Genomic DNA, 15,697 nt, shown 5'->3' on the forward strand with positions numbered 1-15,697 from the left:
CGCCGGCTTCCCGCAGAGGGACGCTGCGCCCTCCGTGCGGCGCCCCATTGAGGACACGCTGGCGGGCGATTAGCTTGCCAAGCTTCGCTGAAGGATACGACGAGACCTATGGCCAAGATCACCCTGGTGGACGACGACGAGAACATCGTCACGTCGGTCAGCCTCGCCCTCGAAAGCCACGGCCACGAGGTGAAGGCCTATTTCGACGGCGCCTCGGGTCTGGCGGCCCTGGAGAACGAGCCCCCGGACCTGGCCATTCTCGACGTCAAGATGCCCCGCATGGACGGCATGGAAGTGCTGCGCCGGCTGCGCCGGACCTCGGACCTGCCGGTCATCATCCTGACCTCCAAGGACGAGGAGATCGACGAGATCCTCGGCTTCAACCTCGGCGCCGACGACTACATGCACAAGCCCTTCAGCCAGCGCCTGCTGATCGAACGGGTGAAGGCGGTGCTGCGCCGGGCCGGCGTCGAGGGCGAGGAACCGCCCCCCGCCGCCAACGGCGCGACAAACGGGGAGTCCCAGTCGCGCGCTCTGAAGCGCGGCAAGCTGACCCTCGATCCGGCCCGTCACGACTGCCTGTGGGACGGCAAGCCGGTGAAGCTCACCGTCACCGAGTTCCTGCTGCTGCAGTCGCTGGCCCAGCGGCCCGGCTTCGTGAAGAGCCGCGACAACCTGATGGACGCGGCCTACGACGATCAGGTCTATGTCGACGACCGCACCATCGACAGTCACATCAAGCGGATGCGAAAGAAGTTCCGCGAAGTCGACCCGGAGTTCGACGCGATCGAAACCCTTTATGGCGTCGGATACAGATACCGCGAAGCCTGACCCGAAGTCGGCGGCCCGCAAGCGCCGGCCGCCGCGCTCCGGGCCTTCGTTCTTCAGCTGGCTGCCAGGCTCGCGCCTGGGGCGTTTCATCATCCTGCTCAACGTCCTGGGCCTGGCGATCATCATCGCCGGCTCGCTGCTGCTCAACGAGTTGCGGCGCGGCCTGGTCGGGGCGCGCATCGACAGCCTGACCACCCAGGGCGAGCTGATCGTCAACGTGATCAACCGCGCCGCCACGGTCGGCGAGCCGACCCCTGAACTCGACGCCCAGGCGGCCAGCGAAATCCTGCAGATGCTGTCCAACCCGCGCTCGCAGCGGGCGCGGCTGTTCGACGCCCAGGGCAACCTGATCGCCGACAGCTACTGGGTCGCCGACCGGGTCGAATGGAAGGTGCTGCCGCCGGCCCGCCCGCGCGAGGACCAGCGCGGCCTGGCCCTCGACCTCAAGATCGGCCGCCCGCCGCCGCCGCCCGCGCCCGCCGCCCAGCGCGCGCTGATGATGGAGGTCGGCCAGGCCCTGCGCGGCGTCCACTGGGCCGGCATGCGCACCGCCGAGGACGGCGAACGCGTGGTCTCGGTTTCGATCCCGATCCAGCACGTCCAGGCCGTGCTTGGCGTCCTGACGCTTGAAGCCAGCGACGTCGACGAGATCATCCGCGCCGAGCGCCAGGCCCTGGCGCCGTTCATCCTCATCGCGATCTTCGTGACCCTGGTCTCGTCGATTCTGCTGAACAACCTGATCGCCCAGCCGGTGCGGATGTTGTCGCGCGCCGCCGACCGCGTGCGCCTGTCGCGGGCCCGCTCGATCTCGCTGCCGCAACTGGCCCGCCGCGACGACGAGCTAGGCGACCTGACCCGCTCGCTTGAGGACATGACCGACGCGCTGTCCGAGCGGATGGACGCCATCGAGCGGTTCGCCGCCGACGTCGCCCACGAGATCAAGAACCCGCTGACCTCGCTGCGCTCGGCGGTCGAGACCCTGGACCTGGTCAAGGACCCGGCCGCCCGCGACCGGCTGATGGCGATCCTCAAGAACGACATCCAGCGCCTCGACCGGCTGGTCACCGACATCTCCAACGCCTCGCGCCTGGACGCCGAGCTGTCGCGCGAAGACCTGCGCGCCCTCGACCTCGGCCGGCTGATCGCCGAGGTCACCCAGCTCTATCAGGACACCGCCAAACCGGGCGACGTGTCGGTCGCCTACACGCCGCCGGACACCCTGGAGCCGATCATGGTCTCCGGCCGCGAGGGACCGGTGGGCCAGCTGCTGCGCAACCTGATCGACAACGCCCGTTCGTTCAGCGCCAAGGGCGGCGAAGTGCGCGTGCAGCTGGAACGCGGCCGCGGCCAGGCGGTGCTGACCGTCGACGACGACGGGCCTGGCATTCCGCCCGAAAACCTCGAGACCATCTTCCAGCGGTTCTACACCTCGCGCCCCAAGGGCGCGGCCTTCGGCGGCAATTCCGGCCTCGGCCTGTCGATCGCCCGCCAGATCGCCGCCGCCCAGGGCGGCTCGATCCGCGCCGAGAACCGCACCGACCCAGACGGCGTGGTCGAGGGCGCCCGCTTCGTCGTCACCCTGCCCGAGGCGCGGCGATGATCGTCCACGCCGGCCTGGTCGCGGCCTATGTCGATGGACGCTGGCTGGGCGTGCTGATCGAGGGACCATCGGGCGCTGGCAAGAGCGATCTGGCGCTGCGCGCCCTCGACCACGGCTTCCGGCTGGTCGCCGACGACCGGGTGGTGCTCTGGGCCTGCGAGGGCGCGCTCTATGGCCGCGCCCCCGACACCCTCTCTGGGTTGATCGAGGTCCGGGGCCTGGGCGTGCTCGCCGAACCCGTGCTTCCCTTTTGCCGCATTGCCTTGGCCGTCGCCTGCGAGCAGCATGAGCGGATGCCCGAACCGGCTTTCAAGGATTACGTCGGGTTGAGTATCCCGATGCTTTCACTTCAGGCGTTAGAGTCTTCGGCGCCCGCGAAGCTTCGCCGCGCACTGCACCATCTTGGAGCTTGGGCGGATAAAGCGTATCTAGACGCCCTCGCGGCCGGCGTATCGCCGCGGCCGGGTGGGGATTCCCGTTGAGAGAGTTGGCATGATCGGGCTCGTGATCGTCACGCACGGGCGGCTGGCCGAGGAGTTCATCTTCGCCATGGAGCATGTGGTCGGACCGCAGGCTGCGGTCGCGTCCATCTGCATCGGGCCGGAAGACGACATGGAAAAGCGCCGCAAGGACATCCTGGCGGCGTGCGAAGCCGTCGATTCCGGATCCGGAGTCATCCTGCTGACCGACATGTTCGGCGGCACGCCGTCGAACCTGGCCATTTCGGTCATGGAGCAGACCAAGGCCGAGGTCATCGCCGGCCTCAACCTGCCCATGCTGATCAAGCTGGCCTCGGTCCGCACGCGCCAATCGCTCGAGGATTGCGTGGCCTGCGCCCAGGAGGCCGGCCGCAAGTACATCTCCGTCGCCTCCTACGTGCTGGCCGGCGAAAAGTGAGCGCCTCGCGGACGGTCGAGATCATCAACAAGCGGGGCCTGCACGCGCGCGCCTCGGCCAAGTTCGTGAAGCTGGCCGCCACCTTCGACGCCGAGGTCAAGGTGGCCAAGGACGGCGCCAGCGTCGACGCCCGCTCGATCATGGGCCTGATGATGCTGGCCGCTGGGCCCGGTTGCTGCATCGACATCGAGGCCGAGGGCAAGGAAGCCGCCCCCGCCGTCGAGGCCCTGGCCGCGCTCGTCGCCGCCCGTTTCGACGAGGACGAATAGGAACGGCCCGCCTCTCGGCGGGCCGTCCAGTCCTACAGCTTACAAAAGTTGATCACTTGCGGATGATGACCAGCTCGGTCCGCCGGTTCTTGGCGCGTCCGTCCTCAGTTGCGTTGTCGGCGATCGGGTCGGCTTCGCCCATCCCGGCCGTCTCGACCCGCTCGCCGGCGATGCCTTGCGCCGCCAGCTCCTTCTTCACCGTCGCGGCGCGGGCGTCGGACAGCGTCTTGTTGGCGGCCGGATCGCCCTGGTTGTCGGTGTAGCCGACCACCCGCCCGCGAACGTTCGGATAGGCCTTCAGGATCAGCACCAGGGTGTCGATCGTCGGCTTGCTCTCCGGCGTCAGGGCGTTCGAAGCGGTGTCGTAGTTCAGGTTGTCGAACACGAAGGTCTTGGGCGCCGCCTCGTTGGATTCGAGGAACTTGGTCACCCCGTAACCGATCGAGGTCGGCAGCACGGTGATGGTCGCACCGCCCGGCAGGGTCAGGGTCTCGGGCGCCGCCGCGACCGGCGCCGGCGCGGGCGCGGGGACCACCTCGGTCTTGACCGGCGGCGGCGGGGTCTCGACCCGCTTGGAGCCGCAGTTGCGCAGGCCGAAGATCAGCGCCAGCACCACCGCCGCGGCGATCAGCCAGGGCAGGATCTTGCCGAACCCGCCGCCGGCCGCGGCCGGCGCCGCGCGCGCCGCCTGTGTCGCACCGCCGAGGCCGAACAGCGAGCCGAGGCCCGGCGGCAGCGCCCCGAGGATGCTGGCCCGCTGGTCCGACAGCAGCGACTGCACGCCCGAGGCGGTCGGCGCGCCGCCCAGCGACTTGCCGATCGCGCCCAGCACCAGCGGCGCGGCCAGAGACAGCAGCTGCGTCGCCGCCCCGCCCTTGACCCCGGCGAAGCTGGCGAGGCCGCTGGTCACCGCCCCGGCGTTGCCGCCCAGCAGACTGTCGGAGAGCGTCTTGCCCTGGCTGAGCAGACCGGCCCGCGCGCCGTCGTCGCCGAGCAGCGCCGGCAGCCGGTCGAGCGGATTGCCGCCCCCGGTCGCTTGACTGATCAGGCTGAGCAGGCCGTTGGCGCCGCTGCTCGTCGAACTTTGCTGCAGGGCCGCAGCCAGCAACGCCGGAGCCGCGGCCGACACGCCCTTGCTCACCGAGCCCGGGGACTCTCCGAGCACGCTGGACAGGTTGCCGATCATGTCCGGCGACAGGGCGCCGATCACAGTCTGAACGAGGTTGGTCACGACAGATCTCCCGCAGGGGTTGGATCGTCGTCGGCTCAGCGCAAGTCACGCACTCGAACTGTACTCGATCCCCCCGGACAGGCCCCTGCGCTAGCGGACGCGATCCGTCAGATTGGTAGAACGTCGGTCTGTCTACACTCGATCCGATCGCCCGCGATAGTTGCGTAAATACCCTATATACGCCCCGGACTCCGGCCGCTCAGATCTCAGGTCTTGAGCTTGTATCCGGTCCGGAAGATGGCCCAGATCGCCGCCAGGCAGACCAACACGAAGCCAAAGGTCGCCGCCAGGCTGACGCCCACATCGACGTCCGAGATTCCGTAGAAGCTCCAGCGGAAGCCGGAGATCAGATAAACGACCGGGTTGAACAGGGTGATCTTCTGCCAGAGCTCGGGCAGCATGCTGATCGAGTAGAAACTGCCGCCCAGGAAGGCCAGCGGCGTCACGATCATCATCGGCACGATCTGCAGCTTCTCCCAGCCGTCGGCCCAGACGCCGATGACGAAGCCGAGCAGGCTGAAGGCGATCGAGGTCAGCACCAGGAAGCCGATCATCCAGAACGGGTGCAGGATGCTGAAGTCGACGAACAGCCGCGCGGTGGCCAGGATGATCAGGCCAAGGATCACCGACTTGGTCGCCGCGGCCCCGACATAGCCGACCACGATCTCGAAGGCCGAGATCGGCGCCGAGAGCACCTCGTAGATCGTGCCTGAGAACTTCGGCATGTAGATCCCGAACGAGGCGTTCATGATGCTCTCGGTCAGGATCGACAGCATGATCAGGCCCGGCACGATGAACGCGCCGTAGCTGACGCCCTCGATCTCGACCATGCGCGAGCCGATCGCCGACCCGAAGACGATGAAATAGAGCGAGGTCGAGATCACCGGCGAGGCGATCGACTGCATCAGCGTGCGCCAGGTGCGCGACAGCTCGAAGATGTAGATGGCCTTGATGGCGTGCAGGTTCATGGCCGGCCCCTCACCAGGCTGACGAAGATCTCCTCCAGCGAGCTTTCCTCGGTCCGAAGGTCCTTGAAGTCGACGCCGGCGGCGCTGAGCCGCCGCAGCAGGCCGGCGATGCCGGTGTCCTCGCTCTGGGCGTCGAAGGTGTAGACGAGCTCGTGGCCGTCCTTGGCCAGCTCCAGCTGGTAGTCGGCCAGGTCGGCCGGCAGGACGCTGAGCGACTCCTGCAGGTGCAGGGTCAGCTGCTTCTTGCCCAGCTTGCGCATGAGCACGTCCTTGTCCTCGACCAGGATGATCTCGCCGCGGCTGATCACCCCGATCCGGTCGGCCATCTCCTCGGCCTCCTCGATGTAGTGGGTGGTCAGGATGATGGTCACGCCGTTCTCGCGCAGGCCGCGGACCATTTCCCACATGTCGCGGCGCAGCTCGACGTCGACGCCGGCCGTGGGCTCGTCGAGGAACAGGATGCGCGGCTCGTGGCTCAGCGCCTTGGCGATCATCACCCGGCGCTTCATGCCGCCGGACAGCGCCATGATCTTGGAGTCCTTCTTGTCCCACAGGCTGAGGTCGCGAAGGATCTTCTCGAGATAGGCCGGATCAGGCCGCTTGCCGAACAGCCCGCGACTGAACTTCACGGTGTCCCAGACGCTCTCGAAGGAGTCGGTCGACAGCTCCTGCGGCACCAGCCCGATCTTGGTGCGCGCGGCGCGGTACTCGGCGATGATGTCGTGGCCGTCGGCGGTCACCTTGCCGCCGCTCGGATTGACGATGCCGCAGATGATGCTGATCAGCGTCGTCTTGCCGGCCCCGTTCGGGCCCAGCAGCGCGAAGATCTCGCCCTGCCGGATCTCGAGGTCGACGGTCTTCAGGGCCTGGAAGCCCCCTGCGTAGGTCTTCGACAGACCCGTTACGGAAATGATCGGCTGCACGCGGGCTCCTGTCAGGGCGGCGCCCCCCAGATAGGCGGGCGCCAACGCTCCAGCTAGTCCGAAGGACGCACGGACCTGTCAGCAGCCGACAGCCGTCCCCGATTAATTCGCCGCCATGGTCATCGGCCGCAGGCCGAGGTCGGCCATGAGCGCGGCGTCGGTGTCCTTGTCGGGATTGGCGGTGGTCAGCAGCTTGCCGCCGATGAACATCGAGTTGGCGCCGGAGAGGAAGCACAGCGCCTGCAGTTCGCGGCTCATGTGCTCGCGGCCGGCCGAGAGCCGGACCACGGTCTTGGGGCAGACGATGCGGGCGACCGCGATCATCCGCACGAACTCCAGCGGATCGACCGCCTCGGAGGCGCCCAGCGGGGTGCCGGGGATCGGCATCAGGTCGTTGATCGGCAGCGAGTTCGGATGCTCGGGCAGGGTGGCCAGGGCGTGCAGCAGGCCGGCGCGGTCGGTGCGGGTCTCGCCCATGCCGACGATGCCGCCGCAGCAGGTGTTCATGCCCACCGAGCGCACGGCCTCCAGGGTGTCGAGCCGGTCCTGATAGGTGCGGGTGGTGACCACCTGGTCGTAGTAGTCCGGCCCGGTGTCGAGGTTGTGGTTGTAGTAGTCGAGGCCGGCGTCCTTCAGCGACTGGGCCTGGTCGCGGGTCAGCATGCCGAGCGTGGCGCAGGTCTCCAGCCCCAGCGCCTTCACGCCCGAGATCATCGCCGCCACCTTCGGCACGTCGCGGTCCTTCAGGTCGCGCCAGGCCGCGCCCATGCAGAAGCGCTGCGCGCCGCCGGCCTTGGCGTCCATCGCCGCGGCGATGACGCTGGTCGCGTCCATCAGCTTGCCGGCCTTCACGCCGGTCTCGAAGTGCTGGCTCTGGCTGCAGTAGCCGCAGTTCTCGGCGCAGCCGCCGGTCTTGACGCTGAGCAGCTGCGAGAGCTGCACCTCGCTGGGATCGAACCAGGCCCGGTGCACCGCCGCGGCCTGGAACACCAGCTCCATGAACGGCAGCTCGAACAGACCCTCGACCTCCGCCAGCGTCCAGTCGTGACGCGGCTCTGCGGGATCGACAGAACGGAAACCTTGAGCGATTGGAGCGTTCATGGGGAGCCTCCTCAAGCGAACGGGCGCCGATGTCGGCCGCCTGCGAACAGGACGGCGAACCGCGCGGGGTCGGGAGCGTGTAGCGCATGAGCGCGGGTGAAGACGAGATCGAGTTGAAATTCCTCTGCGAGCCGGCCGACCTGGCCGTCGTGCTCGCGGCCGCGCCGCACGGCGAAACCCATGAAAAGGCTCTGGTTTCGACCTACTACGACACACCGCAGGGCGATCTGCGCAAGGCGCGGATTTCGCTCCGCATCCGCGAGGGCGGCGGCAAGCGGGTGCAGACGCTCAAGCGCGGCGACGGATTCGCCCGCCAGGAGCACGAGCAGGCGATCACCACCGACGGTCTCGATCTCGGCTTCCCGGCGCTGAAGGACGCGTTGGCGCCGGCCAAGCGCAAGACCCTGTCGCCGATCTTCACCGTGCGGGTCGTCCGCCGTCAGCGCACCTTCGACTTCGGCGGCTCGTCGATCGAACTGGCCGTCGACGAGGGCGAGGTGCAGGCCGGCGAGCGCGCCCGCCGCATCAGCGAGGTCGAGCTGGAGCTCAAGGGCGGAGACTGCCGTCCGATGTTCGAGCTGGCCCGGCAGCTTTCGAAGACCGCGCCGCTCTACCTGTCGTTCGACGGCAAGGCGACCCAGGGCCAGGGGCTGATCGACGGCTCCGACCGCGCGCCGCGCCGCTACGACAAGGCCCCGCTGGCCCGCGGCCTGACCGCCGCCGGCGCCTTCCAGGCCATCGCCCGCAACACCCTGGTGCAGATCGCCGCCAACGGCGTAGTGCTGCGCGAGGCCGACAGCGTCGAGGCCGTGCACCAGCTGCGCGTCGCCGTGCGCCGCCTGCGCAGCGCCGTCTCCACCTTCTCCGACGTCGCCGACGACGATCATGCCGAGGCGATCAAGGCCGAGCTGAAATGGCTGGCCGGCGCCTGCGACGAGGCCCGCGACCTCGACGTCTTCGCTGAAAGCGCCGCGGCCCTGGTCGACCCCACGCTGGACCTCTCGGCCCTCGCCCCCGTGGTCGAGGCGGCCCGCGCCCGCGCCCACGCCAAGGCCTGCGCGGCGGTCGCCTCGGGACGCTTCCGCGACCTGGTGCTCGACGCCACCGCCTGGGTCGAGACCGGCGCCTGGCTGTCGATGGGCGGCAAGGCCCACGCCAAGCGCCGCGAGATGGGCGCCGAACGCTTCGCCGCCAAGGCGCTGGAGCGCCGGCGCAAGCGGCTGCTCAAGCTCGCCGCCGACCTCAAGGGCGTCGACGACGAGGCCCGCCACGAAGCCCGCATCGCCGCCAAGAAACTGCGCTATGCGGCCGAGGCCTTCGCCCCGCTGTTCGACGCCGACGCCAAACCGTTCATCAAGTCGATCAAGCAGCTGCAGGAAGAGCTCGGCGCGCTCAACGACGCGGCCGTCGCCGCCGAGCTGGTCGCGCGCCTGCGCCTGAAGGGCGCTGCCCTGGCGGCGGCGCGCACCCTGCTCGCCGCCCGCGAGGCGGCCAAGCCCAAGAGCGTCAAGGGCGCGGTCAAGGCCATGGACCGGCTCGCCGCCAGTCCTGCCTTCTGGATCATATAAAGGTTTCTTTATGTGATTTCTTGCCGATCTGGCGGCCGACGGCTATAGAGCCGACAATCACCCTCTCCGACAGGACCGCCCGATGACCGACTATGTCGTGAAAGACATCACCCTGGCCGATTTCGGTCGCAAGGAAATCGCCATCGCCGAAACCGAGATGCCGGGCCTGATGGCCGTGCGCGCCGAGTTCGGCAAGGACCAGCCGCTGAAGGGCGCCCGCATCGCCGGCTCCCTGCACATGACCATCCAGACCGCGGTGCTGATCCAGACCCTGGAAGCCCTCGGCGCCGAAGTCCGCTGGGCCTCGTGCAACATCTTCTCGACCCAGGACCACGCCGCCGCGGCCATCGCCGCCAACGGCACCCCGGTCTTCGCGATCAAGGGCGAGAACCTGGTCGAGTACTGGGAGTACGCCCACCGCATCTTCGAATGGGCTGACGGCGGCTACCCGAACCTGATCCTCGACGACGGCGGCGACGCCACCCTGCTCTGCGTGCTCGGCCCGAAGGCCGAGAAGGACCCCTCGGTCCTGAACAACCCGCAGAACGAGGAAGAAGAAGCGCTCTACGCCGTGATGAAGCGCTACCTGAAGGAAAAGCCGGGCTTCTACTCGGCCATCCGCGACGCCATCGGCGGCGTATCGGAAGAAACCACCACGGGCGTGCACCGCCTGTATCAGATGGCCGAACGCGGCGAGCTGCCGTTCCCCGCCATCAACGTCAACGACAGCGTCACCAAGTCGAAGTTCGACAACCTGTACGGCTGCCGTGAAAGCCTGGTCGACGCCATCCGTCGCGGCACCGACGTCATGCTCTCGGGCAAGGTCGCCGTCGTGCTCGGCTACGGCGACGTCGGCAAGGGCTCGGCCGCTTCGCTGCGCAACGGCGGCGCCCGCGTCATCGTCACCGAAATCGACCCGATCTGCGCCCTGCAGGCGGCGATGGAAGGCTACGAAGTCCAGACCATGGAAGACGTCGCCGACAAGGCCGACATCTTCGTCACCGCCACCGGCAACAAGGACGTCCTGACGGTCGACCACATGCGCCGGATGCGCAACAACGCCATCGTCTGCAACATCGGCCACTTCGATTCCGAAATTCAGATCGCCGGCCTGCGCAACTTCAAGTGGGACGAGATCAAGCCGCAGGTCCACCACGTGGAATTCCCGGACGGCAAGAAGATCATCGTGCTGTCGGAAGGCCGCCTGGTGAACCTCGGCAACGCCACCGGCCACCCGAGCTTCGTGATGTCGGCCTCGTTCACCAACCAGACCCTGGCCCAGATCGAACTGTGGACCAACAAGTCCAAGTACGAGACCAAGGTCTACACCCTGCCCAAGCACCTCGACGAGAAGGTCGCCTTCCTGCACCTGGAAAAGCTGGGCGCGAAGCTGACCACCCTCTCCAAGGACCAGGCCGACTACATCGGCGTGCCCTCGGCCGGCCCGTTCAAGCCGGACCACTACCGCTACTGATCACCGCGCCCGGACTTCGGCCTTTCGGGCCGAAGTCCGGGACGCTGCGACCTACTCCGCCGCGATCGCCGCCGCCGGCAGCGGCGAGATCGCCCGGCTCGGCCGCCCGTCGACCGAGACCGGAACGTCGCCGTTCAAGGTGACGCGGCGCATGACCCGATGCTGGTCGCCATAGTCGTCGACCGCGTAGTGCTGGGTCGCCCGGTTGTCCCAGATCGCCACGTCGCCCGCGCGCCAACGCCAGCGGACCGTGTTCTCCAGCCGGATCACATGCTCCTGCAGGGTGTCGTAGATCCGCCGCGAGTCGGCGCTCGACAGCCCCACCAGCGACTTCACGAACTGCCCCAGCACCAGGGTCCGCTCACCGGTCACCGGATGCACGCGCACGACCGGATGCTCGGTCTCGTAGACGGTCGAGGCGAAGACATTGCGATGGCGCTCGATCTGGTCGCGGGTCGCGGCGGGCTTGGAGGCGGCGTAGTCGTAGGCGTTGGTGTGCAGCGCCCAGAGATTGTCGGCCAGCGCCTTCAGGTGATCGGGCAGCCGCGCATAGGCCTCGGCGGTGTTGGCCCAGACGGTGTCGCCGCCCGAGGCGGTGGAGACCACCGCCCGCAGGATCGAGGCCTTCGGATAGGCCGGCACGAAGGTCACGTCGGTGTGCCAGGCGTTGGCGCGGCCGCCATGCTGCGAATTGAGCTCGAGCAGGTAGCTGCTGCCGTTGGCCACCGGCACGGTCGGGTGGGCGACCGGATCGCCGAGCCGAGCGGCGAACGCCTCCTGCGAGGCGTCGTCCAGGTGCCCCTGGTCGCGGAAGAACAGCACCTTGTACTTGTGCAGGGCGTCGTCGATCGCCGCGACCGTGGCGTCGTCAAGAGCCGCGGACAGCGTGACGCCGGCGACTTCGGCGCCGATGCGGCCGGCGACGGGGCGGATGTCGAGGTCGTGAGTGCTCATCTGAAGGGTCTCCTCGAGGCTTGAGCGAAAGTCATTCGGCGGGGACGGCCGCGGCGTCGCGGCTGTCCAGTTGACGGCGGATGTCGGCGTGACCGGCGGCGTCGAGGCTGAACCCGGAGATCAGCCAGGCCGAGGCCAGGTGCGCGAGGGCCGGGCCCAGCGCGAACACCAGCTTCAGGCCCAGCAGCGCCTCGGGCGCGTTGACGGCGCCGGGCTTGAAGCCCAGCAGCCCGACCAGCGGCAGGGCCACGCCGACCGCGACGGCGGTGGCGGCCTTGCCGGTCAGGCTGAAGATCGAGAACAGCAGGCCGGTGCGGTCCTCGCCGCTCTCCAGCCGCTGCTTGTCGGCGATGTCGGCGACCATCGAGCGCAGCATCAGGTTGCCCGAGCCCTGGGCCAGGCCCTGGGCGATGGTCAGGCCGACCAGCAACGGCAGCGCGCTCGGCGTCACCGCCAGCAGGCCGAGATTGATCGCCACCTGCACCAGCTCGCCGACGATCGCCGCCCGGGACTTGCCGAGCCGGTAGCCGATCCGCAGCCAGATCGGCCCGGCGAACACCCCGAACACGAACTGCAGCAGGAAGAGGCCCGCGGCCAGGTCGGGGCGGCCCATATAGGCGGCGACGAAGAACACGAAGAGCGACGAGCGGATCAGCTGGCCGAGGGTGACCGCGAAGTCCGAGGTCAGCACCTTGCGCAGCAGCGGATCGCGCGCGGCCGTCGCCAGGTCGCGGCGCAGCGTCGAGCGCGCCGGCGACGGCGGCGGGGCCGGCGGCTCCTTCACCAGCGCCAGGGCGGCGATCAGCGTCGGGACGAAGGTCGCCAGGATGAACCCGCCCATCGCCGCCACCTTCAGCCCCGGATCGGCGGCCAGGCCGGCGCGGGCGCCGATCTGATCGAGCGCCGCCGGCAGCACGAGCACCAGCAGCAGCCCGCCGGCGGTCGCCACCTGGAAGTAGGTCTGCACCCGGCTGCGCTCGTGGTACTGCGCCGCCAGTTGCCCGGCCCAGGCCGAGACCGGGATCTGGATCATCGTCCAGCCGACGTAGAACACCACCAGCCAGACGCTGAGCCAGGCTGCGCCGGGTCTCTCCACCCCGAACAGCCCCGGCGCGAAGATCGCCGCGGTCGCCAGCGCGAACAGCGGCGCGCCGGCTGCGATCCACGGCTTGCGCCGCCCGAACCGGCTGCGGGTGCGGTCCGACAGCACCCCGACCAGCGGGTCGGTCACCGCGTCCCACACCCGGCTGAGCATGAAGATCAGCCCGACCGCTCCGAGCCCCAGGCCCAGCTCCTGGGCGTAGTAGGGCGGCAGATAGACCGCCAGCGGCAGTCCCGCCCCGGCCAGCGGGATCGCCAGGGCGGCGAACACCGCCAGCCGCCAGGCGGGCAGACGTCCGGGAGCGGGCTGGCTCATCCTCGCGCCCTCCTAGTAGCGGCCGGTCACGGTGAGGCCGAAGGTGCGCGGCTCACCGAGGATGGCGATGTACGGGGTGTTGGCCGAGGCGTTGCCGAAGGCGGCCGCGTACTCCTGGTCGAACAGGTTCTTCGCCCAGATGTTGCCCGACCAGCGGCCGGACGCGTCCTTCAGCCCGATCCCGGCATGGGTCAGGCCGTAGGCGTCCTGGCGGCCGTACTGCGACAGCGAGTGCTGGAAGGTCGAGCTGCGCCAGGTCTGGTTGGCGTAGGCGAACAGCACCAGGTCGCCGGTCAGCGGCGCCTCGTAGTTGAGGCTGACCTGGCCGGTGAACTTCGGCGCGAACGGCACGCGGGTGTCGGACAGATCGACGAAGGCCGGGCCGCCGGCGTAGCCGTACTCCACCGGGACCGGGGCGTTGGCGTAGGACTCATAGCGCGCATCGCTGAACGCGGCGCTGGCCGCGACCCGCCACGCCTGGGTCAACTGCGCCTGGCCCTCGACCTCGACCCCGCGCAGCCGCACCTTGCCGACATTCGACAGGTACGAGCGCGCCGTCGTTCCGACCTGGCTGGTCAGGGTCGCCTGATAGTCGGTGATGTCGTTCCAGTAGAGGTTGCCGTTGAGGATCGCCCGGCCGCCGAGCCAGGTCGTCTTGAGGCCGAGCTCGTAGTCGATCGACTTCTCGGGCGAGATGATGATCGGATCGCCCGGCCGCGCGCCCAGATTGGCCGCCCCGGACTTCTCGCCGTAGCTGACGCTGGCATAGGCCAGAATGTCGTCGGTGAGCTTGTAGGAGGGGTTGATCAGCCAGGAGAACGAGCCGGAGTCCTTCTGGCCCTCGACCAGGAACGGCGCGCCCGCGACCGCTGCGCGGTACGGCGCCAGCGCGGCCAGCGCCCCGGTCAGCGGGGTTCCGCCGAAGGCCAGGCCCTGGTTGGAAGCCTCGCGCTCCTCGTAGGTGTAGCGCAGCCCGGCGGTCAGGCTGGCGCGGTCGCTGAACCGATAGGTCCCCTGGCCGAACACCGCCGCGCTCTTGGTCTCCGCCTTGCCGATCTGCTGGGTCTCCAGACCGTTCAGCACCAGGCCGGGGACCGTCGGGCCGAGCAGGAAGGCGCTGGCGTCGTTGTAGAATTGGGTCCGGTAGTTGCTGGTGACGTCCTGCTTCAGCAGGTAGACGCCGGCCTGGTAGTCGAATTGGCCGTCGGTCGGCGAACTGATCCGCAGCTCCTGGGAGTACTGGTCGACATCGACGTCGTAGCCGGCCCGGAAGATCGAGAACGGGGTCAGGTCGCTGTCGTTCGTGGGCCGGAAGTACAGCCGCCGCCAAGCGGTGACCGAGGTCAGTGTGTGGCCGCCCAGCCGCCAGTCGAACTGGTTGGAGACCCCGTCGGTGCGCGAGACGATCTTCTCCTGGGTGTCCAGGTCGGCGTTGTCGTAGACGTCGTAGCTCGGGACATAGCCGAAGGCGGTGCGCAGCTTGCGCTCCCAGCCGTTGCGCGGCGTGCCGTTGACGAAGGTCGTCGGGTCCCCGGCCGGCGGGTAGAAGTTGTTGTATTCCTTGGTCTCGTAATGCTCGGCGATCAGCCGGTTGGAGAAGCTCTCGCCCTCGAACAGCAGCTGGCCGCGCAGCGCCCAGCGGTCGTTGCCGAGATAGTCCTGGCCGTCGAACTTGTTGGTGATGTAGCCGCCGCCGACGTCGCGATAGAAGGTCAGCCGTCCGGCCAGCTTGTCGCCGTAGAGCGGGCCGGAAACGTTGGCTCGCAGCTGATAGCGCTCGTTGTTGGCGATCGTGCCGCTGACCTGGGCCTCCGGCGTGAACGACGGCTTGCGGGTGGTGACCACCAGCGCGCCCAGGGTGGTGTTCTTGCCCAGCAGCGTGCCCTGCGGACCGCGCGCCAGCTCGACGCTCTCCAGGTCCACGAAGTCCAGCCACGAGAAGCCGGGGTGGGTGAAGAACACGTTGTCGACGATCAGGCCGACGCCGGCCTCCGACCCATCGCTGTTGGCGTTGCCGCCGACCCCGCGGATGGTCAGGGTCGAGACCCGGGTGTTCTGCTGCAGGGCGTTGAAGTTGGAGATCTTGGCGGCGTAGTCGGCGACCCGGTCCAGCCGTTCGGTCGCCAGAGTCTGGCCGCTCACGGCCGAGACGGTGATCGGCACATCCTGCAGTTTTTCTGCGCGGCGGCGGACCGTGACGACCACCTCCTCGACGGACGCGTCGGCGTCGTCGGCGAAGGCCGGCGGCGGCGCGCCGATCAGGATCGCGACGCTCGCGGCCGACAGGATCAGTTTCGATTTCAAGCTCAGTTCAGGCACAGCTATCCCCGCGGAGGCGCGCAGCGCCCCTGCCTCCAGATGATGAAACAGGTGTCGAAGACGCCGTTCGGCGTCATGTTGGGCGCTTGCGCGCCGGTGGTCGGGATGCGTCGCGGGGGGACCTGGGTCGGGGACACACCCCACC

The 15,697-nt window shown here is 68.7% G+C and carries 14 protein-coding genes; 7 read left to right on the forward strand and 7 right to left on the reverse strand.

The annotated features are described in order from the left end of the window. Positions 1 to 108 precede the first annotated feature (108 nt). Genes chvI through AC1Q87_RS10595 form a run of 5 tightly spaced genes read left to right on the forward strand, consistent with a single transcriptional unit; the run spans position 109 to position 3,597 of the window. Positions 109 to 831, forward strand: a complete 723-nt coding sequence (gene chvI / locus AC1Q87_RS10575) for a two-component response regulator ChvI (protein ID WP_492608907.1) — start codon at positions 109 to 111, stop codon at positions 829 to 831. Continuing rightward, a complete protein-coding gene (gene chvG, locus AC1Q87_RS10580) occupies positions 800 to 2,431 on the forward strand; it encodes a two-component sensor histidine kinase ChvG (protein ID WP_492608908.1) in 1,632 nt (543 codons plus the stop codon). Before chvI ends, chvG begins: the two co-directional genes overlap by 32 nt. Continuing rightward, the gene (locus tag AC1Q87_RS10585) at positions 2,428 to 2,913 is read left to right on the forward strand and encodes an HPr kinase/phosphorylase (protein ID WP_492608909.1); all 486 of its coding nucleotides are present in this window, start codon (positions 2,428 to 2,430) and stop codon (positions 2,911 to 2,913) included. Before chvG ends, AC1Q87_RS10585 begins: the two co-directional genes overlap by 4 nt. 10 nt (positions 2,914 to 2,923) lie before the next feature. Further along, positions 2,924 to 3,328 carry a PTS sugar transporter subunit IIA gene (locus tag AC1Q87_RS10590; protein ID WP_492608910.1) on the forward strand — a complete coding sequence of 135 codons (405 nt, stop codon included), beginning with the start codon at positions 2,924 to 2,926 and terminating at the stop codon, positions 3,326 to 3,328. Continuing rightward, complete coding sequence (locus AC1Q87_RS10595; protein WP_492608911.1) at positions 3,325 to 3,597, forward strand: HPr family phosphocarrier protein; 273 nt, start codon at positions 3,325 to 3,327, stop codon at positions 3,595 to 3,597. The genes AC1Q87_RS10590 and AC1Q87_RS10595 overlap by 4 nt, the downstream gene beginning before the upstream one ends. Positions 3,598 to 3,649: 52 nt before the next feature. Here the strand turns inward: AC1Q87_RS10595 and AC1Q87_RS10600 are convergent, their stop codons facing one another. The 4 genes from AC1Q87_RS10600 to bioB form a co-directional block, all read right to left on the reverse strand. Then, positions 3,650 to 4,828, reverse strand: coding sequence for a DUF937 domain-containing protein (locus AC1Q87_RS10600; RefSeq protein ID WP_492608912.1), 1,179 nt, complete (start codon positions 4,826 to 4,828; stop codon positions 3,650 to 3,652). Positions 4,829 to 5,034: 206 nt separating this feature from the next. Further along, complete coding sequence (locus AC1Q87_RS10605) at positions 5,035 to 5,796, reverse strand: ABC transporter permease (RefSeq protein WP_492608913.1); 762 nt, start codon at positions 5,794 to 5,796, stop codon at positions 5,035 to 5,037. Further along, the gene (locus AC1Q87_RS10610; protein WP_492609273.1) at positions 5,793 to 6,734 is read right to left on the reverse strand and encodes an ABC transporter ATP-binding protein; all 942 of its coding nucleotides are present in this window, start codon (positions 6,732 to 6,734) and stop codon (positions 5,793 to 5,795) included. The genes AC1Q87_RS10605 and AC1Q87_RS10610 overlap by 4 nt, the downstream gene beginning before the upstream one ends. Before the next feature lie 87 nt (positions 6,735 to 6,821). Continuing rightward, entirely contained in the window at positions 6,822 to 7,820 is a 999-nt protein-coding gene (gene bioB, locus AC1Q87_RS10615) for a biotin synthase BioB (RefSeq protein ID WP_492608914.1), read from the reverse strand. A gap of 86 nt (positions 7,821 to 7,906) precedes the next feature. On the opposite strand from bioB, the gene AC1Q87_RS10620 reads away from it, so the two are divergent. Both AC1Q87_RS10620 and ahcY read left to right on the forward strand, forming a co-directional pair. Beyond that, positions 7,907 to 9,388, forward strand: a complete 1,482-nt coding sequence (locus tag AC1Q87_RS10620) for a CYTH and CHAD domain-containing protein (RefSeq protein ID WP_492608915.1) — start codon at positions 7,907 to 7,909, stop codon at positions 9,386 to 9,388. Between the two features lie 82 nt (positions 9,389 to 9,470). Next, the gene (ahcY, locus tag AC1Q87_RS10625) at positions 9,471 to 10,862 is read left to right on the forward strand and encodes an adenosylhomocysteinase (protein ID WP_492608916.1); all 1,392 of its coding nucleotides are present in this window, start codon (positions 9,471 to 9,473) and stop codon (positions 10,860 to 10,862) included. A gap of 51 nt (positions 10,863 to 10,913) precedes the next feature. On the opposite strand, the gene AC1Q87_RS10630 is transcribed toward ahcY, so the two are convergent. The 3 genes from AC1Q87_RS10630 to AC1Q87_RS10640 are packed head-to-tail and all read right to left on the reverse strand — an operon-like array spanning position 10,914 to position 15,537. Beyond that, positions 10,914 to 11,816, reverse strand: coding sequence for a TauD/TfdA dioxygenase family protein (locus AC1Q87_RS10630; protein WP_492608917.1), 903 nt, complete (start codon positions 11,814 to 11,816; stop codon positions 10,914 to 10,916). Positions 11,817 to 11,847: 31 nt separating this feature from the next. After that, positions 11,848 to 13,233 (reverse strand): MFS transporter, encoded by a 1,386-nt coding sequence (locus AC1Q87_RS10635; RefSeq protein WP_492608918.1) that lies wholly within the window; start codon positions 13,231 to 13,233, stop codon positions 11,848 to 11,850. A 12-nt stretch (positions 13,234 to 13,245) separates the two neighbouring features. Next, positions 13,246 to 15,537, reverse strand: coding sequence for a TonB-dependent receptor (locus tag AC1Q87_RS10640; RefSeq protein WP_492608919.1), 2,292 nt, complete (start codon positions 15,535 to 15,537; stop codon positions 13,246 to 13,248). Positions 15,538 to 15,697: the final 160 nt, after the last annotated feature.

It is taken from the genome of Phenylobacterium sp. GW823-FHT02A09 (assembly GCF_058797775.1).

Bases quoted from the DNA above. Each gene is read 5' to 3' on its own strand.
- AC1Q87_RS10620 (WP_492608915.1), top strand. From the start codon at position 7,907: ATGAGCGCGGGTGAAGACGAGATCGAGTTGAAATTCCTCTGCGAGCCG.
- AC1Q87_RS10630 (WP_492608917.1), bottom strand. From the start codon at position 11,816: ATGAGCACTCACGACCTCGACATCCGCCCCGTCGCCGGCCGCATCGGC.
- chvI (WP_492608907.1), top strand. From the start codon at position 109: ATGGCCAAGATCACCCTGGTGGACGACGACGAGAACATCGTCACGTCG.
- AC1Q87_RS10635 (WP_492608918.1), bottom strand. From the start codon at position 13,233: ATGAGCCAGCCCGCTCCCGGACGTCTGCCCGCCTGGCGGCTGGCGGTG.
- AC1Q87_RS10605 (WP_492608913.1), bottom strand. From the start codon at position 5,796: ATGAACCTGCACGCCATCAAGGCCATCTACATCTTCGAGCTGTCGCGC.
- ahcY (WP_492608916.1), top strand. From the start codon at position 9,471: ATGACCGACTATGTCGTGAAAGACATCACCCTGGCCGATTTCGGTCGC.
- AC1Q87_RS10585 (WP_492608909.1), top strand. From the start codon at position 2,428: ATGATCGTCCACGCCGGCCTGGTCGCGGCCTATGTCGATGGACGCTGG.
- chvG (WP_492608908.1), top strand. From the start codon at position 800: ATGGCGTCGGATACAGATACCGCGAAGCCTGACCCGAAGTCGGCGGCC.
- bioB (WP_492608914.1), bottom strand. From the start codon at position 7,820: ATGAACGCTCCAATCGCTCAAGGTTTCCGTTCTGTCGATCCCGCAGAG.
- AC1Q87_RS10590 (WP_492608910.1), top strand. From the start codon at position 2,924: ATGATCGGGCTCGTGATCGTCACGCACGGGCGGCTGGCCGAGGAGTTC.